Origin of the sequence: Tsukamurella sp. USMM236 (assembly GCF_037148755.1) — a bacterium.
GTDB lineage: Bacteria > Actinomycetota > Actinomycetes > Mycobacteriales > Mycobacteriaceae > Tsukamurella.
The window spans coordinates 479,295-499,964 of record NZ_JBBCSS010000001.1; the positions used below are offsets into that span (position 1 = coordinate 479,295).

Consider the following 20,670-nt stretch of genomic DNA (forward strand, 5'->3'; position numbering starts at 1 on the left):
CGATGAACGTCGACCAGCAGTTCCCCGAGGACCCGGACGCGCATGTGTTCATGATCTCGGTGGCTGCGCAGCTCGCGGGGATGCACGCGCAGACCCTCCGCACGTACGACCGCCTCGGGCTCGTGACGCCCGAGCGGTCGGCGGGCGGGGGTCGGCGCTACTCCTCGCGCGACGTCGACCTGCTCCGCGAGGTGCAGCGACTCTCGCAGGACGAGGGCGTGAACCTCGCCGGGATCAAGCGGATCATCGACCTGACGAATCAGGTCGACGCACTGCAGCGGCGGGTCGAGGAACTCGCCGCGCAGGTCGAGAACGTCCGGCGCGGTGGCGAACTGGTGCACGTGCCGAAGTCGAGCGCCATGGTCGTGTGGCAGCCGCGGAGTCGCCGCAAGCCCTGAAATCAGATGTCCGTGCCACGGCCCCGGGAGTCCGACGACCCCGGGGCCGTCGCACGTCCCGGGCAGCAGTGCCGCTCGGTCCGCTCACAGCGGGTCGTGCACCACGTCCTCGGCCGCGGCGCCCCGCGCCACGGCCTTCTCGCTCGCCGCGCGCAGCAGGCCCCGCGGGCCGGCGATCAGCACGCGTTGCCCGGTGAGATCCAGGCCGTCCATCGCGTCCACCAGCGAGCCGTGCCGCAGCGGCAGCGCGCGGTAGGCGGTGGCGGGATGCTTGAGCCACCACGGATCCCGTCGTGCGTCCGTCACCTGCGTCACCTTGAGCCACGGATTCGTCGCCGCCAGCGGCGCCAGCGAATCCGAGTCGTACAGCAGCCCCGGCGATCGCGCCCCCACGAGGAGGTGCACGTCGGGGTTGTCGGCGTTCATGGCCATCGCGAGCAGCATCGACTTCATCGGCGCGAGGCCGGTGCCGCCGGCGATCATCGTGATGGGGCGGTCACCGTCGGGCCGCAGGAGCCCGTGGACCTGCCCGAACTGCCACACGTCGCCCGGGCGGGTCTCGCCGAAGACGGTGCTGGAGAGGTAGCCGCCCGGCACCGCGCGGACGTGGAACTCCAGCTGCCCCTGCGTGTTCGGCGGCATCGCCAGCGACAGGGGGCGCCACACGCGCGGCACCTGCGGGATCTGCGTCTCGACGTACTGGCCGGGCCGGAAGAGCAGCGGCTCGTCGGCGACGAGGCGCACCACCGACAGGCCGGGGTGCGGACGCAGCACCTCCGCCACGCGGGCGGTGCGGCGGGCGGGCGTCGGATCGGAGTGCGCGCCGCCGCGCATCACGCCGGTGAGCAGCTGGACGCCCTGCTCGAGCACCACGGCGTCCTCCTCGTCGAGCCCGCCGTGCGGCTTGTACACGGCGTGGACCTCCGCGATGAGCGCCGTCGACATCGTCTCGTAGTGGGCCTCGGTGAGCCCGTACTTGCGGTGATCGCGCCCGAGCTGCGCGAGGAACTCGATCAGCTCGTCGTGCCCGTCGGTCTTCGGGATCGAGGTGAAGACGTGGTCGAGCACGCGCATGAACGTCGCGCGGTGCCCCGACATGCTGGCGGGGAAGAGGTCGCGCAGCGACGGGTCCATGGCGAAGAGGCGGGCGAAGAGGCCCTTGGTGAAGTCGTCCGCCACCGGCCGGAGATCGGCCGCGATCTGCGCCAGACCGTGCCGTGCATGCGAACCCACTGCCGCTCCGCTCCTGCCTTCCGAACCGCTCGTTGACGGCCCCATCCTACCTGCGGCTTTGCGTTCGTCACGCCTCTGCGCGGACGGCGTGCCCAGTGCTGCGCCGAACCGGGCCGTCGAGTATCTTTCTCCCGGGCGCGCACACCGTGCCGAGGGGATCGACGAGCTCGAAGAGAGGGTTCCACCGCCATGATCGCTGTGCGAGTCAGCCGCCGCGTGCGCCGCATCGGATACGGCATCGCCTTCGGAGCGGGCATCGCCCTCGCGCCGATCGCCGCCGGGTCCGCCTCCGCCGACACGGGGACGGTCGCCGATGCTCCCACCGCCCCCGCGGCGGTGCAGCGCGTGAAGCCGGTCGTCGTGCCCAAGGCCGTTGTCCGGCCCGTGGCTGCGAAGCCGGTGGCCAAGCCTGTCTCCGGGAAGGCCGTGGCGGCGAAGCCCGCCGCGAGGCCGGCTGCGGCGAAGCCCGCCGCGGTCCGGGGCGGCTCCACCGACCGGCGCCCCGTCGTCGTGATCGGCGCCTCGGTCTCCTCGGGCAAGGAGGTCTCGTCCGCGCAGGCCTACCCGCGCCGCGTCGCCGCGCTCTCCGGCCGCCCGGTCCAGGTCAGCTCCCGCGTGGGCGCCGGCTACGCCGACGGCTCCATCGCGCGCCTCACCCGCGCCGCGAACCTGCCCGCGCAGAACCCGTCGCTGGTCGTGCTCCAGGCGGGCACCAACGACGTCGGCGCGCCGCCGGCTCTCGTCGCGGGCCAGGTGCGGCAGGTCGTCTCGACGGTGCGCCAGCAGGCGCCGGGCGCGAAGATCGCCGTGGTCACGGTGTTCCCGTCGATCCACAGCGGCGACGCGGCGCGCACCACGGACGCCGCGATCATCGGCGCGGCCCGGTCCGTCGACCCGAGCGTCGTCGTGATCTCCCCGCTCAGCGAGGGCTGGAACTACACCTCCTCGGAGGACGGCCACCCCGGTTCCGCCGCGCACCTGCGGATCGCCGAGCGCGTCGCCGGCCTGGTCTGAGGCTCGAGCTGCGACCCAGCGCCTGCGACGGGACGACCTGCCCGCTGCGGGCATCACTCGCGGGTATTTCGGGTGCGGGAGATCCTCCGCACCTGATACGCCAGGGTGGCGGGTGGCGGGTGGCGGGTGGCGGGTGGCGGGTGGACGGCTCGCCGGTCGTGACACTGAGGAGCGGTGCGCACGGGACTTGTGTGAAGAAAGTCGCGGAAGTTATGCATGTGACACCTGTTGTGTCAAGATGTCGGCATGAGCGTGTCGCGTTTCGGTGCAATGGTCGGAATCGGAGCCGTGGTGATCGCGTCGGTGGGCGGGGCGTCCGCGGGCACCGTCGCCGCTGACCCGGGCACCGTCGTGCGCACCGCGGATTCCCGGCCCATCGTCGTGATCGGGGCGTCGATCTCGACCGGCTACGAGGTCGAGGGCGTCGTCGCCTACCCGCGCATGATCAGCGCCATCGCCGGGCGATCGGTGTACCTCAGCGCCCGCAGCGGCGCCGGCTACAACGACGGCGCGATCGCCGGGCTGACCCGGGCTGCGAATCTCCCGGAGCGCGACCCGGCGCTCGTCGTGGTGCAGGCGGGGTCCAACGACGTGGGCGCCTCGACGGCCGCGATCGACAGTCAGGTGCGGCAGGTGATCACCACGGTGCGCTCGCAGGCGCCGAAGGCCAAGGTCGCGCTGATCACCGTCTTCCCGTCCGTCCACGGCAGCGGCCCGAACGCCCGCGCCACCGAGTCCGCGATCGTCGGCGCCGCCCGTGCGATCGATCCGTCGATCTCCGTCATCTCCCCGCTCAGCGAGGGCTGGGTGTACGGCACCAGCAGCGACGGCCACCCCGACGCCGCCGCACACCAGAAGCTCGCGGAGCGCGTCGCGGCGCTGGCGTAGTCGAAAGATCTCCGCACGTCGCGCCGTTGCGCGTGCGAAACCCTGCCGATCTCCGGAATCTCACGGTGATGTTTCAACGCGACCGTCGGACCTGTGGGATGGGTCACTCGGAATCCGCGGGTTGAGCGGAACAGACTCAAGGTTCTGCGCGTTGAGAACAACAGAAGGCATACTTGAGTGGAGAAGGCTCAGGGTGCACGACCGTGTTCGAGACGACCCAGGAGGTCACCAGAAGTGGATTCGTTCCAGCCCACCACCAAGACGCAGGCCGCGCTGACCTCGGCTCTGCAGGCGGCGTCCGCCGCGGGGAACCCGGAGATCTCTCCGGCGCACCTGCTGGTGGCGCTGCTCGACCAGACCGACGGGATCGCCGCGCCGCTGCTCAAGGCGGTGGGCGTGGATCCCGTCACCGTGCGCAACCGCGCGCAGGAGCTCGTGGACCGCAAGCCGAAGGCCAGCGGTTCCACCACCACGCCGCAGCTGTCCCGCGAGTCGATCGCGTCGGTCAGTGCGGCGCAGAAGCTCGCGACCGAGATGGGCGACCAGTTCGTCTCCACCGAGCACGTGCTCTACGGGCTCGCGGAGGCGGGCGGTGAGGCCGCGCAGGTCCTCACCTCCGCCGGCGCGACCCCGCAGGAGATCCGCGAGGCCTTCACGGCCGTCCGCGGCAGCGCGAAGGTCACGTCGCAGGACCCCGAGGGCCAGTACCAGGCGCTCGAGAAGTACTCGACCGACCTCACCGCGCGGGCCCGCGAGGGCAAGCTCGACCCGGTCATCGGGCGCGACAACGAGATCCGTCGTGTCGTGCAGGTGCTCTCGCGCCGCACCAAGAACAACCCGGTGCTCATCGGCGAGCCCGGCGTCGGCAAGACGGCCATCGTCGAGGGCCTGGCCCAGCGCGTGGTGACGGGCGACGTGCCCGAGTCGCTGCGCGACAAGACCGTGGTCTCGCTGGACCTCGGCTCGATGGTCGCGGGCGCCAAGTACCGCGGCGAGTTCGAGGAGCGGCTCAAGGCCGTCCTCGACGAGATCAAGGCCAGCTCCGGGCAGATCATCACCTTCATCGACGAGCTGCACACCATCGTGGGCGCCGGCGCGACCGGCGACTCCGCCATGGACGCGGGCAACATGATCAAGCCGATGCTGGCCCGCGGCGAGCTGCGGCTCGTCGGCGCCACCACGCTCGACGAGTACCGCCAGTACATCGAGAAGGACGCCGCGCTCGAGCGCCGCTTCCAGCAGGTGCTGGTCGGCGAGCCGTCGGTGGAGGACACCGTCGGCATCCTGCGCGGCCTCAAGGAGCGGTACGAGGTGCACCACGGCGTGCGCATCACCGACTCCGCGCTGGTCGCCGCCGCGTCCCTCTCCGACCGCTACATCACGTCGCGGTTCCTGCCCGACAAGGCGATCGACCTCGTCGACGAGGCCGCCTCGCGCCTGCGGATGGAGATCGACTCGCGCCCCGAGGAGATCGACGCCGAGGAGCGGCTGGTCCGCCGCCTCGAGATCGAGGAGATGGCGCTGTCCAAGGAGTCCGACGACGCGTCGAAGGACCGCCTGGAGAAGCTGCGCGGCGAGCTCGCCGATCACAAGGAGAAGCTGGCCCAGCTCACCTCCCGCTGGCAGAACGAGAAGGGCGCCATCGATTCGGTGCGCTCGCTCAAGGAGCAGCTCGAGACGCTGAAGGGTGAGTCGGAGCGCGCCGAGCGCGACGGCGACCTCGGTCGCGCCGCGGAGCTGCGCTACGGCCAGATCCCCGCGCTGGAGAAGCAGCTCGACGAGGCCGTCGCCTCCTCGGGCGCCGCCTCCGACGGCGAGGTCATGCTCAAGGAGGAGGTCGGCCCCGACGACGTTGCCGACGTGGTCTCCGCCTGGACCGGCATCCCCGCCGGACGCATGCTCGAGGGTGAGACCGAGAAGCTGTTGCGCATGGAGTCGGAGATCGGCAAGCGCGTGATCGGCCAGGAGGCCGCGGTCACCGCCGTCTCGGATGCGGTGCGCCGCACTCGCGCCGGCGTCGCGGACCCGAACCGGCCCACCGGCTCGTTCCTGTTCCTCGGCCCGACGGGCGTGGGCAAGACGGAGTTGGCCAAGGGGCTCGCGGAGTTCCTCTTCGACGACGAGCGCGCCATGGTCCGCATCGACATGTCCGAGTACGGCGAGAAGCACTCCGTCGCACGGCTCGTCGGCGCGCCTCCCGGGTACGTCGGCTACGAGGCCGGCGGCCAGCTGACCGAGGCCGTGCGGCGCCGCCCCTACACGGTGGTGCTGTTCGACGAGGTCGAGAAGGCGCACCCGGACGTCTTCGACGTGCTGCTCCAGGTGCTCGACGAGGGCCGGCTCACCGACGGCCAGGGTCGCACGGTGGACTTCCGTAACACGATCCTGATCCTCACGTCGAACCTCGGCGCGGGCGGTACGCCCGAGCAGGTGATGGCCGCGGTGCGCGCGAAGTTCAAGCCGGAGTTCATCAACCGGCTCGACGACGTGCTGATCTTCGACGCGCTGAACTCGGATCAGCTGACCGGCATCGTCGACATCCAGCTGGACCAGCTGCGCACGCGCCTGTCGCAGCGCCGGCTGGGACTCGAGGTCTCCGACGAGGCCAAGGGCTGGCTCGCGGAGCGCGGCTTCGACCCGCTCTACGGCGCCCGGCCGCTGCGCCGCCTGGTGCAGCACGCCATCGGCGACCAGCTCGCCAAGGCGCTGCTCGCGGGCGACGTCCGCGACGGCGACACGGTGAAGGTCACCGTCAGCGACGACGGCGACCGGCTCATCGTCGGCTGACGCCGAGCGATCCACGCGATCGCGATCCGCGCACGACACGGTCCCGTCCTCCATCTGGAGGGCGGGACCGTTCGCTGTCTCGGGGCGGATTCGGTCTTGCCAAGCCGGGGCGCGCCACCTAATGTGAATGCCATTCACAAATAGATATGGCTCACCTAATTAGGAGTGCTATGGCGACCGACCTGCCCACGTCCCCTCTCGACGCCCCACCGGGGGCGTCGCCCACAACCCCGCCGCGGGGGGAGGCGGCCTCGGCGAAGACGCAACAACGCGCGGGCGCCGCCGCGCTGAAGGACCTGACGCGGCCGGTGGCCGGCGGGCTGGCGCTGGGCCGCGTGATGGCGGTGGTCTCGGCGGTGCTCGCCGTGGTGCCGTACATCGCGCTGGTCCGCATCGGCGCGCTGCTCCTCGACGCGGCGGCGACCGGCGCCGCGGTCGATCGGGCCGAGGTCGACCGCTGGCTGCAGATCCTCATCGTGACCTTCGCGGCCCGCCTCGGGATCTACCTGGCGGCGCTCGCGGTCACCCACGTCGCCGACCTGCGGTTCGGGCACCACGTCCGGCAGCGGATGGTGGACCGGATCGCCCGCGTGCCCCTGGCCTGGTTCACCGCCACCAACTCGGGCCGCGTGCGCAAGTCCCTGCAAGACGACATCGGGACGGTGCACCAGCTGATCGCGCATCAGCCGGTGGACGTCACCAACGCCGTCGTCATGCCGCTCGCGCTGATGATCTACGCCTTCGTCATCGACTGGCGCCTCGGCCTGCTGTCGATCGGGACCCTGCCGCTGTACGCCCTCGCGATGGCGGTCTCGGCCCGCGGCATGGGCGAGATGACCGTGCAGATGGACCGCCGCCTCTCGACGGTGTCCGCGCGGACCGTCGAGTTCGTGACCGGGATCGCCGTGGTCAAGGCCTTCGGCCGGGTCGGCCGGGCGCACCGCAACTACCAGGAGGCGGCCGACGAGTTCCACACCTTCTACGCGGACTGGGTGCGGCCACTGGTCCGGATCTCCGCCGTGGGATCGTCGTTCCTCGCGGTGCCACTGGTCCTGCTCGTCAACGTCGGCGGCGGCGCCGTCCTGGTGCACGGGGGAGCGGTGACCGCCGCCGACGTGCTCGCCACGTCCCTCATCGCGCTCCTGATCCCCTACGCGCTGGAGGTGCTCATGCACTCGACGTGGTCGCAGCAGCTCGCCGGGGCCGCCGCGCTCCGGCTGCGGGACGTGCTCGAGACGCCGGTGCTGCCGGCCGCCGCCGACGCCGCGGAGCCGCAGGGACACGACGTCGTCTTCGAGAACGTCGCGTACTCGTACGGCGACGACGGTGCGCTCGCCGTCGACGACGTGAGCTTCACCCTGCGGCAGGGCACCGTCACGGCGCTGGTGGGCCCGTCGGGATCGGGGAAGTCGACCATCGCGACGCTGCTCGCCCGGTTCGACGATCCCCGGTCCGGCGCGATCCGCATCGGCGGCGTCCCGGTCGACCGGATCGCGGACCTGTACGCGCACGTGGGTTTCGTGCTGCAGGACCCGCAGCTGCTCGCGATCAGCATCCGCGACAACATCGCCCTCGGCCGGCCCGACGCCGACGACGAGCAGGTGCGGGCGGCGGCCCGCGCCGCCCGCGTGCTCGACGAGATCGAGCGGCTCCCCGACGGCTTCGCCACGGTCTACGGCGCCGGTACCGGACTCTCCGGCGGGCAGGCCCAGCGCATCGCCATCGCCCGCGCGCTCCTCGTCGACGCGCCGGTGCTCGTGCTCGACGAGGCGACCGCGCTGGCCGATCCCGAGGCGCAGGCCGAGATTCAGCAGGCGCTCTCCGCGCTCGTGCGGGGCCGCACCGTGCTCGTGATCGGGCACCGCCGCGAGACCATCAGCGGTGTCGACCAGATCGTCCTCGTGGACGAGGGCCGGGTCGTCGCCACCGGTACCCACGACGACCTGCTCGCCGAGCCCCGCTACGCCGGGCTCTGGCACTGCGGCGCGGCCCCGTCCACCTCGAGCGAAGGAACCCGGCGATGACGAATCTGCCTCTGCTCGACATCGTTCCGCGGGTGCGGCGCATGCTCTCGCGCCCCGAGGCGCTGGGCCTCGTCGTCGCGCTGGCCGTGCTCGCGGGTCTCATCGAGGGGCTGGCGCTGGCCGCGCTGCTCCCCGCGATCTCCGCGCTCGCGAGCGGCGGGCCCGTGTGGGGGATGGGGCTGGCCGGGTGGCTGTGGGTGCTCGCCGCGCTCGCCGCCGCCAGCTTCGGCGTCAACTACCTCTCCAGCCGCCGCTCCTACGCCGCCGCCCTCGACTTCCTCGCCAGCATCCACCGCCTCGTGGGCGACCAGGTGTCCAAGCAGCCCCTGGGATGGTTCGCCCGGCCGCGGGCCGGCGCGCTGTCCCGGGTGGTCTCGACCGAGCTGATGATGGCCGGAGAGATCCTGGCGCACATGCTCTCCCCGATCGTGGCGCGCTCGGTCGCGGCGGCGGTCGTGGTCGTGGCGGCGTGGCTGTGGAACCCCGCGCTCGGCCTCGTCCTCACCATCGCAGTGCCGGCGTTCGTCGCGATCACCCTGGTGTCGACGGCCCTGCTGCGCAAGGGACGATCCATCCACGAGCCCGAGGAGACGGTGCTCGCGCATCGGATCGTCGAGTACTCGCAGTGCCAGGGCGCTCTGCGGTCCTGCGGCCGCAGTGACGATTTCGAACCCCTGACCGACGCGATGAACGGCGCCACCGCGGCCAAGAAGCGGGCGCTGTGGTTCGAGACCGCGGGGCTGCTCACCAGCGGGATGGTCTCGCAGGGAGTGATCGTCGCGCTCATCACGGTCACCGGGACCCTCGCCGTCTCCGGCGAACTCGCTCCGATCCCCGCGCTCGCCTTCATCGGACTCGCGCTCCGCTTCACCTCCACCCTGTCCGAGATCACCAGCAGCGCCATGGCGCTCGAATCGCGGCGCCCCCTGCTCGATCAGCTCGACGAGGTGCTGACGGCCGTGCCCCTGCCCGAGCCCGGCGCACCGTCGGACCTGCCCGAGCCGGGCGCGATCGCGTTGGAGGGCGTCACCTTTGGGTACACGCCCGACGGTCCGCCCGCCCTGCGCGACGTTTCGCTGCGGGTGCCGCCCGGCAGCATGGTGGCGCTGGTCGGGCCCTCCGGCAGCGGCAAGACGACGGTGGCGAAACTCGTCAGCCGCTTCTACGACACGACTTCCGGCCGCGTGCTCGTGGGCGGGGCGCCCGTCACCGCGCAGACGACCGAGCAGCTCATGGGGCAGCTGTCGATGGTCTTCCAGGACGTCTACCTCTTCGACGACACGCTCCGCGCGAACATCGCGGTGGGGCGCGAGGACGCGACCGACGAGGAGATCCGGCGGGCGGGCGAGACCGCGGGCGTCGCGGACATCGCGCGCCGGCTGCCGCTGGGCTGGGACGCGCCGGTCGGCGAGGGCGGCCGCGCGCTGTCGGGCGGGGAGCGGCAGCGGGTGGCCATCGCCCGCGCGCTGCTCAAGCGTGCCTCGATCGTGCTGCTCGACGAGGCCACGTCCGCGCTCGACGTGGAGAACGAGGCCAACATCGTCGCGGCGGTGGAGCAGCTGCGGCGCGAGGCCACGGTCCTGATCATCGCGCACCGCCTGGACACGATCGCCCACGCCGACCTCATCGTGGCGCTCGACGCCGACGGATCGGTCGAGGCGATCGGCACGCACGACCAGCTCCTCGCGGCCGGCGGCACCTACGCCACCTACTGGGAGCACCTGCGGACCGCACAGGGATGGCGACTGACGAATTAGAGTGCCGGGTGTGGCACGGGGCGATGAGATCACGCGGAAGGTCGGGCGGAAGCCCGCCTTCGACGCCGACGACGTGATCGACGCGGCGTTCGCCGAGGGCGTCGACCGGTTCACGATGGCGGCGGTCGCGGACCGGCTCGGCGTTGTCACCCCGGCGATCTACCGCGTCTTCAAGTCGCGGGACGAGATCGAGGCCGCAGCGCTGCACCGGGCTGCCGCGAGCATCGCACTCCCCGCTCCCGGATCCGATTGGCGCGCGGTCCTGCGGATGTGGGCTGACGAGTGCTGGAAGGTCTGCGAGGACCACCGCGGTCTGAACCGCGCCGTGTTCGCGAACCCGATCGCGTTCAACCACATCGAGCACGTCGCCGCCGCCTACGCCGGCGCGCTCGGCGCGGACGGGTGGACCGTCGAGCAGGCCGCCTTCGCCCTGGACTTCCTCGGCGACACCGTCTTCGCCTCGCACCTCGGTGTCCAGGCCATGCGCGACGTGGACGATAGCGGCGAGTCCGGGTACGAACGGGCGCGCCGGTCCGCCGCGGACGACGCGGTCTTCCGGCCCGAGCCCGCCTGGGCCGACCGGACAGCCCTCGACGCCAAGGTCGACTTCATCATCGCCGGCCTCGCGGACCGCCGCCCCGGTCTGTAGCTCCCTACTCGGCGCGGAGCGCCCCGGCGTGGAAATCCGCGACCAGGGCGTCGACGGTGCCGCGGGCGTCGAAGCGGTTCGTGCCGATGACGCCCGTCGGGCCGCGCTTGCACCACCCGGCCACGTACACGCCGGGGAGGGCGGCACCGTCGGGCCCGAGGACGCGCCCGTCGGCGTTCGGAATGGTGCCGGTGGCCTCGTCGTAGGGCACGCCCGGCACGGACGTGCCGCGCAGCCCGATCGACGGCAGGACCAGGCCGCACGCCAGCTCCGACGGTGCGCCGTGGTCGTCGAAGGCGACGGTGAGCCCGCCGTCGGCGGCGGTGATGCCAGTGGGCGGCGTGCCGAACCGCAGCACCACCCTCCGGCCCTCCGGGGCGGAGTCCGCCGCCGGAAGCGCCTGCAGCAGGGAGAGTTTCTGCGCGCGGTAGAAGCGGGGCTGCTCGTCGGCGGGCTCGTCGCCGGCGTCCTCCAGATCAGCGGGCTCGACCACCACGGACACCGTGCGGGCCAACCCGACGAGCTCCGGCGCGGTGAAGGCGGCGTGCCCCGGGCCCCGTCGGGCGAGGATCACGACCTCCCGCACCCGCGAATCCCGGAGCGCGGCGAGGGCCTCGTCGGTCAGGTCGGTGCCGACGAAGGTCTCGGGATCGGCGGTGAGGATCCGCGCGACGTCGAGCGCGACGTTGCCGTTGCCCAGCACGACGACCCGTTCGTGCGTGAGATCGGGGGCGAGCCCGGCGAAGTCGGGGTGGCCGTTGTACCAGGCCACGAAGTCCGCGGCGGCGGTGACGCCGGGCAGGTCCGCGCCCGGCAGGCCCAGGTCGCGGCCGTGCAGCGAGCCCACCGCGTACACCACCGCGTGATGCTGGCGCGCGAGCTCCTCGTGCGTGATGTCCTCGCCGATCCGCACGCCCAGGTGCGTCGTGACGCCCGACTGCTTGCGCGACCTCGCGAACTGCTCCTGCACCTTCTTGGTGTCGGCGTGGTCGGGGGCCACCCCGAAGCGCACCAGCCCGCCGGTCTCGGGGAGCCGCTCGTAGACGTCGATCGTCGCGCGGACGTCGATGCGGTGCTGCAACTCGCTGACCACGTAGTGCCCCGCGGCGCCCGCGCCCACGACCGCGACGCTCAGCGTCTCGGCGTCCGAGGCGGGGCGCTTGCGGCCGATCCGCGGGTCGGTGAACGGGTGATCGCGGTCCGCGGACGAGCCCACGGCCTCGTAGTAGTCCGCGTTCATCGTCTCGAACGGGGCCATCTCCGGGGTCAGCTCGTAGTCCGTCGTGATCGCCGAGACGGGGCAGGCGTCGATGCAGGCGCCGCAGTCGATGCACACGTCCGGGTCGATGTAGAGCATCTCCGCCGTCGCGTAGTCGGGCTCGTCGGGCGTGGGGTGGATGCAGTCGACGGGGCACTCGGGGACGCACGACGCGTCGTTGCAGCAGTTCTGGACGATCACGTGGGGCATGCATCGATACTGGGCCGTGGGCCGCGCGCGGGCAAGGGTGCGCGCCGCGTGTCAGGGTGGAGGCATGACCCTGACGCCGCACATCGCCGCGACCGAGCGCCACACCACCGCCTACCTCGCCTCGGGCCCCGTCGACGGTCCGCTGCTCGTCTTCGTGCACGGCTGGCCCGAGCTCGGCTACACCTGGCGGCACCAGCTGCGTGCCCTCGGCGCCCTCGGCTTCCGGTGCGTCGCGCCCGACATGCGCGGCTACGGCTCGTCGACGGTGCACTCCGAGAAGTCGGCGTACCGCCGCGAGGAGGTGGTCGCGGACATGCTGGAGCTGCTCGCCGCGCTCGGCCGCGACTCCGCGATCTGGATCGGGCACGACTGGGGCGGGCCCGTGGTGTGGAACATCGCGAGCCACCACCCAGAGGTCGTCGACGCGGTGGCCTCGCTCAACGTCCCGCACTTCCCGTCGACCGGGCCCACGCCCTTCGACCTCATCGACCGCGAGAAGTACCCCGCGGACGAGTACCCGTACGGCCAGTGGGACTACCAGGTGCACTACCTCAAGTCCTTCGACGAGGCGACGGCCCAGTTCGAGAGCGACCTGCCGGGCCTCGTCGCCGCGCTGTTCCGCAGCGGCGACCCGCGGCACCTCGACGGGCCCGCCCCGACCGCGGTGGTCACCCGCAACGGCGGCTGGTTCGGCGGCGGCCCGGTTCCGCAGCTGCCGCTGGACCCGGCGGTGCTCACGCCCGAGGACCACGCCGTCTACGTCGCGGCCTTCGAGCGGAACGGCATGGCCGGCCCCAACTCCTGGTACGTCAACACCCCCGCCGACGCGGAATACGCGAAGGCCGAGCTCAACGGCGGCCGCATCGACAAGCCCGCCCTCTTCCTGCACGGCCGGTACGACGCGACCCTCGACACCGTCGGGACGAGGTTGGCCGAGCCGATGCGCGCGGCGTGCACCGACCTCACGGAGCTGATCGTCGACTCCGGCCACTGGATGGGGGAGGAGAAGCCCGCCGAGGTCAGCGCCGCGATCGCGGGCTGGATCGCCCGCAGCGTGCCGGCGTCCTACCCGGTTACGCTGGGCGCATGACCACCGTCGCTGACGTCGCCGATGCCAAGTACGTCCTGCTGACCACCTTCCGCAAGGACGGCACCCCCGTCGCCACGCCGATCTGGGCCGTGCGCGACGGCGCCGACCTCGTGGTGTGGACCGTCGCCGACTCGTGGAAGGTCAAGCGGCTGCGGCGCAACCCGTCGGTGCTGGTCCAGGCCTGCGACGCCCGCGGCAAGAAGACCACCGGCCCCGAGGTCGCCGGCGCCGGCGAGGTCATCGACGGCGGCGAGGCCGGGTCGAAGATCGCCAAGAAGTACGGCGTCCTCGGCTGGCTCACCGTCACCGGGTCCAAGATCCGACGGGGCGCGGGCGGCACCGTCGGGATCCGGGTCCGCGACGCCGTGTGATTCCGAAACCGCGCTGATATTCGGTCAGGGCGAAGTATTTCCATCGGGGCCGAGTTGGAGCGCGGTTTCCGTCAGCGTGATGGGGCGCGCCACTGCTCGATGACGGGCTGCAGGTACCCCGCGAGCTCCGGCAGCTGCGGGACCAGCGCCAGCGCGGTGATCGCGCGCAGCACGCCGACGGCGGTGACGAACTCCAGCACGTCGGGTCGCAGGCCGCGGATGCCGGCGGCCGCGGCGCCGCGGTCGTACGCGGCCTCCAGTTCGGGGCCCAGCGTCGCGAGATCCCACTCGACGGGACCCAGCGTGACCAGCTCGAAGTCCGCGTACCGCAGGCCGTCGACGCCGGCGAACATGTTGGCCGGCGGGCAGTCGCCGTGCACCGGCTGCAGCTCCACGCCGGGGAACCTGGCCTCGAAGACGGCGCGGGACCGGACCGCCGGCTCGAGCGCAGCCCACTCGGCGCGGGCGCGCGCGACGTCCTCCGCGGGGAGCAGGTCGGGGCGCCCCGCGAGGAGATCGAGGCCGGCTGCGACGCCGTCCGGATCGGCCGTGGCGAGGAAGCCCAGCTCGCCGGGGTAGTCGCGCAGGGCGGCGTGCAGCCGCGCGGTGCTCTCCGCGTTGGCCGCGTAGTCGGGCTCGGCGGCCCCGTCCTCCTCGACGTACTCCCAGAAGGTCATCGAGAAGCCGTCGCGCTGCACCGGCCGCGGGGGCACCAGCGGAGACGGGACCAGCACCGGGACGCCGCGCGCGGCGAGCCAGGCGGTCACGGCCAGCTCGTCGGCCTGGCGGCGCGCGAGCGTCTGCGGGGTCTCGGTCGACGGCAGCACTGTCGGGATGCGGACCACCACGGGCGCCGGCTCCAGCCGCACCACCACGGAGAACAGGTCGTGCAGCACCGTCGTGCCCGCGACATCGAGGCCCAGCTCGCGGGCGGCGCCGGTCGCGGCGTCGACGGCGGCGGCCGTGCGGGCGGCGCGTTCGGTGTCGGTCATGTCGTTCACGCGGGCCATAGTGTCCGATTCGTCGCGCGAAGTCGAAGGATTTGCCGAACCGTCAGCGCGTCGTGGCGTGGAGCCCGACCACCGCGAGCGCGACGACACACCCCGCGAGCACCAGATGCGAGACGGGCGGCCGCGTCCGCAGCGTGATCACGGCGGCGACGGCCACGACGAGGCACGCGATCGCCGCGGGCGCGTCGGGCACTGCCCGCGCGACGATCGCGCAGGTCAGCACCAGCGCGACGGCGGTGCGCACGCGCGCCAGCAGGGTCCGTTCGGCCGCCTGGGTCGACGGTGCGCTCACCTCGGCGGCCTCACGTCAGGGGCCCTCACGTCACCAGGAGCGAGACGGCGAGCACGGCGCCGGCGAGCACGATCAGGGCGGCGAGGACCAGCGTCGCCGGGGTGCCGCGCAGCTCGCGGCGGGTGCGCATCGCGCCCTCCACCGCCAGCCAGCGGACGAACGCGTACCCGGCCAGCGCGGACGCGACGAGGAGCAGCGCCACGACCAGCGGCGTCCGGACCGGCTCCGGCACGACGTGCGGCGCGAAGGCCTCCAGGCCGACCGCGGCGGCGACGAGCCCCAGCGACGTGCGGATCCACGCGAGGAAGGTGCGTTCGTTCGCCAGAGTGAACCGCGCGTCCGGCGCCTCACCATCGGTGAGGGCGCGCGGCGGCCACAGTCGTCCCACGCCGACAACGTTAGCGGGGTGCATAGACATTGTCCCGCCACATTCACAGGCCCGTCTCAGACACGACGAATAGTTTCGCGCAGGGCGCGCTCGACGAGGCGCACGATGAACTGACGAACGGACGCGAGGAGGTGGTCGCCGATGGGTGGTGACGCACGCTCCCGCGGCCCCTGGCCCGCCGTCGTGCTGTGCCTGCTGGGTATCGGCGTCGTCGGCGCGGGCATCGCCTACGCGCTGCACATGTCCGCCGACCTGGGCAGCGCCCGCCGCGTCCTGCCCGCGGCCCAGTCCGCCGGCGTCTCCGTCAGTGACCAGCGGTCCGTCGCCATCACGCCCGGCCGCGAGGTCATCGGCGCGATCACCTCCGTCGGCGACGCCGCGATCACCGTGCGCTCGGCGCCCGACGGCGGCACCGTCGTCCTGCGCACCGGCCCCACCACCCAGGTGACCACCACACACGGCAGCACGCTGTCCGATCTCGAGGTGGGCGACGTGGTCATGATCCAGGTGAGCGCGGACGGTAAGTCGGCGCTCGCGATCTACGCCGGTCAGATCTCGGTCGCCGGTACCCCGTCTGTCGGGTGAACTCCCCGGTCGACGCGCTACTGTAGGTGGCGATGTCGTACGTAGTGTTCCTGATCCTCGCGGTGGTCTGCGCGGCGCTGGCCGCCGCGCTCATCTGGTATGAGCGCAACCACTCGCCCGCCGTGAACTCCGAGCGCGCCGACTGGGCCGCGCAGCGCGAGTTCGTCTACAGCGCCGCCGACCCGTCGCTGCACGACGAATTCCACCGCGGCGGCATGGCCGTCCCCGGTGACCCCGCGATCGTCGACGTGGCCCACGGCGCCTACTTCGGGGCCGCCGCCTACGTCTTCGACCTGCAGGAGGCCGCGACGATCGTGGCCGTCAGCCGCGGCGCCGCGTCCGGCGCGCTGCTGGACCTGCGGGCCGAGGGTCGCCCCGCCCCCGGGGAGCCCGGCATGGAGCCGCTCGGAGCCCTGGGCCCGCGCGTGCTGTACACGAACAACGCCGAGGTCGCGCGCCGCGTCGCCGATCGCCGCATGATCACGTTCGCCGAGCAGGTGCCCGACTACATCGAGTCCCTGTGGAATGAGGGCGAGTGGACCGTGGCGTCCATGGCGGCGACCGACGACCCGGATGACCTCGACGAGGCGCTCGAGGCCGTGCGCCGCTTCGGCGACCTGCTGCGCGTCCTCCCGCCGGAGGGCCACGCCCGCGTCGTCACGTCGGGCGGGCCCCGCGATCCCGGCCAGCCCGTGCCCGTCCGCTCGGGCAAGGAGTCCGGCCGGTGACCGCTCCTCTCGACCCGGCCGCCAAGGCCCGGCTCGCCGAGCTCGTCCGTGAGCTGGCCGTCGTGCACGGCAAGGTCACGCTCTCCAGCGGCCGCGAGGCGGACTACTACGTCGACCTGCGCCGTGCGACGCTGCACCACGAGGCCTCCCCGCTGATCGGCGCGCTGCTGCGCGAGCTCACCGCCGACTGGGACTTCACGGCCGTCGGTGGCCTCACCCTCGGCGCCGACCCCGTCGCCACCGCCGTCATGCACGCCCCCGGCCGGCCGATCGACGCCTTCGTCGTCCGCAAGGCCGCCAAGGCGCACGGCATGCAGCGCCAGGTCGAGGGCCCCGACGTGGTCGGCAAGCGCGTCCTCGTCGTCGAGGACACCACGACCACCGGCAACTCGCCGCTCACCGCCGTCCGAGCGCTGCGCGACATCGGCGCCGAGGTCATCGGCGTCGCGACCGTCGTGGACCGCGCGACCGGCGCCGCCGACGTCATCGCCGCCGAGGGCCTCGAGTACCGCTCGGTGCTCGGCCTCGCCGACCTGGGGCTGTGACCGACCCGTCCGACGCCGAGGGCGGCCCGGACGAGCAACTCGGGCCGACCGAGTGGGTGACGGGCCTGCCCGGACCGCACACCGTCGGGCTGGGTCCGTGGGCTTCGGAGAATCCGGGCGTCCCGGCTCCGACCGACCCCCGGTACGACCCCCACCTGCTCGCGGAGGGCGACCGCCGCAACGTCGTCGACGCGTACCGGTACTGGACGCGCGAGGCGATCGTCGCCGATCTGGACGCCCGCCGGCATCCCTTCGAGGTGGCGATCGAGAACCTCGGGCACGACGCCAACATCGGCACCGTCGTGCGCACCGCGAACGCCTTCGGCGCGCGGGCCGTGCACATCGTGGGACGCCGCCGCTGGAACCGGCGCGGCGCCATGGTCACCGACCGCTACCAGCACCTGCACCACCACGAGGACACGGACGCGCTGGCCGCGTGGTGCGCGGAGCGCGACCTGCCGATCGTCGCCGTCGACAACCTGCCGGGCTCCGTGCCGCTCGAGCGCGCCTCCCTGCCCCGACGGTGCCTGCTCCTGTTCGGGCAGGAGGGGCCGGGCGTCTCCGGGGGCGCGCGGCACGTCGCGGGGACGACGGTGTCGATCGCCCAGTTCGGCTCGACCCGGTCGATCAACGTCGGCGTGGCCGCCGGCATCGCGATGCACGCCTGGGTCCGCGAGCACGCGGACCTCGACGCCGCCCGATGACCGCGGCGGGCCGACTCAGCGGGTGTCGATCCCGTACTCGCGGATCCGTTCATCGACGGTGAGGAGCGGCACCTGCTCGACCAGGCATTGCGCGACCATCATGCGGTCGAACGGGTCGCGGTGGTGCCAGGGCAGCTCGCGGAGGGCCGCGGCGTGGCGGGCGTCGAGCGGCAGCGGGGCGAAGCCCTCGTCGAGGAGGAACTGCTCGGTCAGCGCCGGCGCATCCAGCTTGCCGAGCGACGCCTTGATGGCGACCTCGGCGACCGCGACCGCGGAGACGAGCACCTCGTTGTCCGGAGCCTGGATCAGTGATCGGTGCGTCGGATTCAGCTTCGGGCTGTCCGCGAGCCACCACAGCAGGACGTGGGTGTCGACGAGGAGTCTCACTCGCCGTACCAGTCCTGCAGGTCCTGCTCGGTGAGCGCGTCGAAGTCGTCCGGGACCTCGAGCCCGGCCCACGCCCCGGGCCGTCGCGCGGGGTGGTCGGGGACGTAGGGGACGAGCCGCGCGACCGGCTTGCCGTTGCGAGTGATGGTCATCCGGTCTCCTTGCTCGGCGCGCGCGACCAACCGCGAGAACTGCGACTTCGCGGCGTAGATGTTGAACTCGGCGCTGCCCATGCTTTCACGATACCTGGGTTGGTCAGGTCTGACCAGATGATGTCGGGCGGGGATACCCCCTCCTGGGGCTTGCCCTGACCTGCGGCGACGTGCACTCGTCGGTGACCCGTGATGTGATGTCATCATGAGTTCGGTCGAGTGGAATCAGCGCGCGGCCGCGGCGCAGGCCGCGGTCGTGGAGCGGCACCTGAAACCGGTGTGGGGCATCCCCGGCACCCTGCTCGGCACGCCCGCCTACCCCGCCACCCGGCGCGACTCGCTGTTCGTCAGCTGGAACTACTGGTGGCAGGCCCACCTGCTCGACGTGGCGGTGGACGCCTACGTCCGGGACGGCGCACCGTCGACCCGGAAGCTGGTGCTGCGCATCGCACGCGGCCACCGCGTGCGGAACTTCTTCCGCGTCACCAACTCGTACAACGACGACATGGCGTGGATGGGGCTCGCGCTGGAGCGGGCGCAGCGCCACGCGGGCCTGAACTCGGCGCGACGGCTGCGCGTGCTCCGTGACACCCTCTACGACGCGTGGGTGCCCGACGCCGGCGGCGGCATCACCTGGCGCACCAAGGGCCTGTTCCTCAACGCGCCCGCCAACGGCCCGGCCGGCATCTTCCTCGCCCGGATGGGCCGCTTCGAGCGCGCGGAGGAGACCTCCGACTGGCTGTACCGGCGCCTGCTGGACCTGGAGACCGGCCTCATCAACGACGGTGTCGACGGCGACTACGACAGCCCCGACGTCGGGAAGATCTACCCGGAGAAGTACTCCTACAACCAGGGCGTCACCATCGGCCTGGACGCGGAGCTCTCCTCGGACCTGGCGCCCACGCACGCGGTCCGCGCCGCGGGCCTCATCGCCGCGGTCGCCGAGCACATGACCGACGGTGCCGTCATCACCGGCGGGGACGGGGGCGACGGCGGCCTGTTCAACGGCATCCTCATCCGGTACCTCGCGGTCGCGGCCCGCGCCCTGCGCGGTCCCGACGCCGAGGACGCGCGCACCCTGGCGTCGGAGATCGTCTTCGCCTCCGCCGAGGCGGCCTGGCACGGCACGCGCGAGCTCGACGGCCGCGTGCTGTTCTCCGCGGACTGGACCCGCGACGCCCGCATCCCCGGCAGCACCGACGCGCCCGCCTACTTCACCGGCGGCACCGTGCGCTCCAGCGAGACGCCCGAACGCGACCTGTCCGTGCAGGTCGGTGGTTGGATGGCGATGGAGGCTGCGGCAGCGCTCGCGCGACACTGAGCCGGGCACCGAGACCCAGGAGGTCGCCATGGAGGTCATCGAGGTCGACGGTGCCGCGCTCGCGGTGGACGTCATCGGCCGCGCCGACGGGCCGACGGTGCTGCTTGTCGCCGGCGGCGGGCAATCCATGGACTGGTGGACGCCCGAGTTCTGCGCCCGGCTCGCGGGCGACGACCTGCGGGTGATCCGCTACGACCACCGCGACAGCGGCGAATCGTCGACCTCGCCGCCCGGCGCGCCCACGTACACCGGCGCCGACCTCGCGGCCGACCCGCTGCGGATCCTCGATGCCCTCGGCGTCGGCGCCGCGCACGTCGTCGGGATGTCGATGGGCGCCGGGATCGGGCAGACGCTGGCGGTCCGCGCACCCGCGCGGGTGCTGTCGCTGACGCTCATCGAGTCCAGCCCCGCGGGCGGCGATCACGACCCGCTGCCCGGCCCGACGCCCGCCGTGGCGGCGACGTTCTCGGAGCCGCCGCCCGAGATAGACTGGTCCGACGAGGCGGCCGTCATCGACTACCGGGTCGACGTCGAGCGGCCCTACGCCGGCCCTGCGGGGCTCGACGAGGAGCGGACGCGGGCGATCGCGACGCGGGAGGTGCGCCGCACGCGGACCATGGAGTCGTCGCTGAACAACCACTTCCTCGCGGAGCCGGCGCCGCCCGTCGACCCCGCGGCGATCGTCGCCCCGACGCTGGTGATCCACAGCGCCGACGACCCGCTGTTCCCGCTGCCGCACGGCGAGGCGCTGGCGCGGCTGATCCCGGACGCGCGCCTCGTGGTGCTGCACGGCGCCGGCCACGAGATCCCGCCGCCCGCGACGTGGGACGTCGTGATCCCGGAGATCCGCCGCCACGTGCTCGGCGGGGAGGCCTGAGC

The 20,670-nt window shown here is 72.7% G+C and carries 22 protein-coding genes; 15 read left to right on the forward strand and 7 right to left on the reverse strand.

Annotated features, from left to right (window positions below; genetic code table 11):
• Positions 1-2: 2 nt before the first annotated feature.
• On the forward strand, positions 3-398 hold the full coding sequence (locus tag WFK95_RS02145) for a heat shock protein transcriptional repressor HspR (RefSeq protein ID WP_336669746.1): 396 nt from the start codon (positions 3-5) through the stop codon (positions 396-398).
• A gap of 84 nt (positions 399-482) precedes the next feature.
• On the opposite strand, the gene WFK95_RS02150 is transcribed toward WFK95_RS02145, so the two are convergent.
• Complete coding sequence (locus WFK95_RS02150) at positions 483-1,631, reverse strand: FAD-binding oxidoreductase (protein ID WP_336669747.1); 1,149 nt, start codon at positions 1,629-1,631, stop codon at positions 483-485.
• Between the two features lie 189 nt (positions 1,632-1,820).
• On the opposite strand from WFK95_RS02150, the gene WFK95_RS02155 reads away from it, so the two are divergent.
• The 6 genes from WFK95_RS02155 (at position 1,821) to WFK95_RS02180 (ending at position 10,750) form a co-directional block, all read left to right on the forward strand.
• Entirely contained in the window at positions 1,821-2,645 is an 825-nt protein-coding gene (locus tag WFK95_RS02155) for an SGNH/GDSL hydrolase family protein (protein ID WP_336669748.1), read from the forward strand.
• A 246-nt stretch (positions 2,646-2,891) separates the two neighbouring features.
• On the forward strand, positions 2,892-3,533 hold the full coding sequence (locus WFK95_RS02160) for an SGNH/GDSL hydrolase family protein (RefSeq protein ID WP_224651574.1): 642 nt from the start codon (positions 2,892-2,894) through the stop codon (positions 3,531-3,533).
• A gap of 234 nt (positions 3,534-3,767) precedes the next feature.
• A complete protein-coding gene (gene clpB, locus WFK95_RS02165; RefSeq protein ID WP_224651571.1) occupies positions 3,768-6,320 on the forward strand; it encodes an ATP-dependent chaperone ClpB in 2,553 nt (850 codons plus the stop codon).
• Positions 6,321-6,490: 170 nt separating this feature from the next.
• Positions 6,491-8,344, forward strand: a complete 1,854-nt coding sequence (locus WFK95_RS02170; RefSeq protein WP_336669749.1) for an ABC transporter ATP-binding protein — start codon at positions 6,491-6,493, stop codon at positions 8,342-8,344.
• Positions 8,341-10,101 carry an ABC transporter ATP-binding protein gene (locus WFK95_RS02175; RefSeq protein WP_336669750.1) on the forward strand — a complete coding sequence of 587 codons (1,761 nt, stop codon included), beginning with the start codon at positions 8,341-8,343 and terminating at the stop codon, positions 10,099-10,101. Before WFK95_RS02170 ends, WFK95_RS02175 begins: the two co-directional genes overlap by 4 nt.
• Before the next feature lie 10 nt (positions 10,102-10,111).
• A complete protein-coding gene (locus tag WFK95_RS02180; protein ID WP_224651566.1) occupies positions 10,112-10,750 on the forward strand; it encodes a TetR/AcrR family transcriptional regulator in 639 nt (212 codons plus the stop codon).
• Positions 10,751-10,754: 4 nt separating this feature from the next.
• Here WFK95_RS02180 and WFK95_RS02185 read toward each other — a convergent pair whose 3' ends face one another.
• Complete coding sequence (locus tag WFK95_RS02185; RefSeq protein ID WP_336669751.1) at positions 10,755-12,218, reverse strand: FAD-dependent oxidoreductase; 1,464 nt, start codon at positions 12,216-12,218, stop codon at positions 10,755-10,757.
• Between the two features lie 64 nt (positions 12,219-12,282).
• On the opposite strand from WFK95_RS02185, the gene WFK95_RS02190 reads away from it, so the two are divergent.
• Together WFK95_RS02190 and WFK95_RS02195 are read left to right on the forward strand one after the other, a co-directional pair.
• On the forward strand, positions 12,283-13,308 hold the full coding sequence (locus WFK95_RS02190) for an alpha/beta hydrolase (RefSeq protein WP_224651562.1): 1,026 nt from the start codon (positions 12,283-12,285) through the stop codon (positions 13,306-13,308).
• On the forward strand, positions 13,305-13,679 hold the full coding sequence (locus WFK95_RS02195) for a PPOX class F420-dependent oxidoreductase (protein WP_336669752.1): 375 nt from the start codon (positions 13,305-13,307) through the stop codon (positions 13,677-13,679). Before WFK95_RS02190 ends, WFK95_RS02195 begins: the two co-directional genes overlap by 4 nt.
• Positions 13,680-13,750: 71 nt before the next feature.
• Here WFK95_RS02195 and WFK95_RS02200 read toward each other — a convergent pair whose 3' ends face one another.
• The 3 genes from WFK95_RS02200 to WFK95_RS02210 form a co-directional block, all read right to left on the reverse strand.
• A complete protein-coding gene (locus tag WFK95_RS02200) occupies positions 13,751-14,671 on the reverse strand; it encodes a phosphotransferase (RefSeq protein WP_336670134.1) in 921 nt (306 codons plus the stop codon).
• Between the two features lie 61 nt (positions 14,672-14,732).
• Positions 14,733-14,981, reverse strand: coding sequence for a hypothetical protein (locus tag WFK95_RS02205; protein WP_336669753.1), 249 nt, complete (start codon positions 14,979-14,981; stop codon positions 14,733-14,735).
• A 25-nt stretch (positions 14,982-15,006) separates the two neighbouring features.
• Positions 15,007-15,393, reverse strand: a complete 387-nt coding sequence (locus WFK95_RS02210; RefSeq protein WP_224651557.1) for a YidH family protein — start codon at positions 15,391-15,393, stop codon at positions 15,007-15,009.
• Positions 15,394-15,510: 117 nt separating this feature from the next.
• On the opposite strand from WFK95_RS02210, the gene WFK95_RS02215 reads away from it, so the two are divergent.
• The 4 genes from WFK95_RS02215 to WFK95_RS02230 are packed head-to-tail and all read left to right on the forward strand — an operon-like array spanning position 15,511 to position 17,931.
• Positions 15,511-15,954, forward strand: coding sequence for a hypothetical protein (locus WFK95_RS02215; protein ID WP_224651555.1), 444 nt, complete (start codon positions 15,511-15,513; stop codon positions 15,952-15,954).
• A gap of 32 nt (positions 15,955-15,986) precedes the next feature.
• Positions 15,987-16,682 (forward strand): hypothetical protein, encoded by a 696-nt coding sequence (locus WFK95_RS02220; protein WP_224651553.1) that lies wholly within the window; start codon positions 15,987-15,989, stop codon positions 16,680-16,682.
• A complete protein-coding gene (gene pyrE / locus WFK95_RS02225) occupies positions 16,679-17,227 on the forward strand; it encodes an orotate phosphoribosyltransferase (RefSeq protein WP_336669754.1) in 549 nt (182 codons plus the stop codon). Before WFK95_RS02220 ends, pyrE begins: the two co-directional genes overlap by 4 nt.
• Positions 17,224-17,931 carry a TrmH family RNA methyltransferase gene (locus WFK95_RS02230; protein WP_374201372.1) on the forward strand — a complete coding sequence of 236 codons (708 nt, stop codon included), beginning with the start codon at positions 17,224-17,226 and terminating at the stop codon, positions 17,929-17,931. Before pyrE ends, WFK95_RS02230 begins: the two co-directional genes overlap by 4 nt.
• 15 nt (positions 17,932-17,946) lie before the next feature.
• On the opposite strand, the gene WFK95_RS02235 is transcribed toward WFK95_RS02230, so the two are convergent.
• Both WFK95_RS02235 and WFK95_RS02240 read right to left on the reverse strand, forming a co-directional pair.
• On the reverse strand, positions 17,947-18,318 hold the full coding sequence (locus WFK95_RS02235; RefSeq protein WP_336669755.1) for a type II toxin-antitoxin system VapC family toxin: 372 nt from the start codon (positions 18,316-18,318) through the stop codon (positions 17,947-17,949).
• Entirely contained in the window at positions 18,315-18,551 is a 237-nt protein-coding gene (locus WFK95_RS02240) for a type II toxin-antitoxin system Phd/YefM family antitoxin (RefSeq protein ID WP_336669756.1), read from the reverse strand. Before WFK95_RS02240 ends, WFK95_RS02235 begins: the two co-directional genes overlap by 4 nt.
• 124 nt (positions 18,552-18,675) lie before the next feature.
• Between WFK95_RS02240 and WFK95_RS02245 the strand changes: the two genes are divergently transcribed.
• Complete coding sequence (locus tag WFK95_RS02245) at positions 18,676-19,791, forward strand: glycoside hydrolase family 76 protein (protein ID WP_224651545.1); 1,116 nt, start codon at positions 18,676-18,678, stop codon at positions 19,789-19,791.
• 28 nt (positions 19,792-19,819) lie between these two features.
• Positions 19,820-20,668 carry an alpha/beta fold hydrolase gene (locus WFK95_RS02250; protein WP_336669757.1) on the forward strand — a complete coding sequence of 283 codons (849 nt, stop codon included), beginning with the start codon at positions 19,820-19,822 and terminating at the stop codon, positions 20,666-20,668.
• The last annotated feature ends 2 nt before the right edge of the window (positions 20,669-20,670 follow it).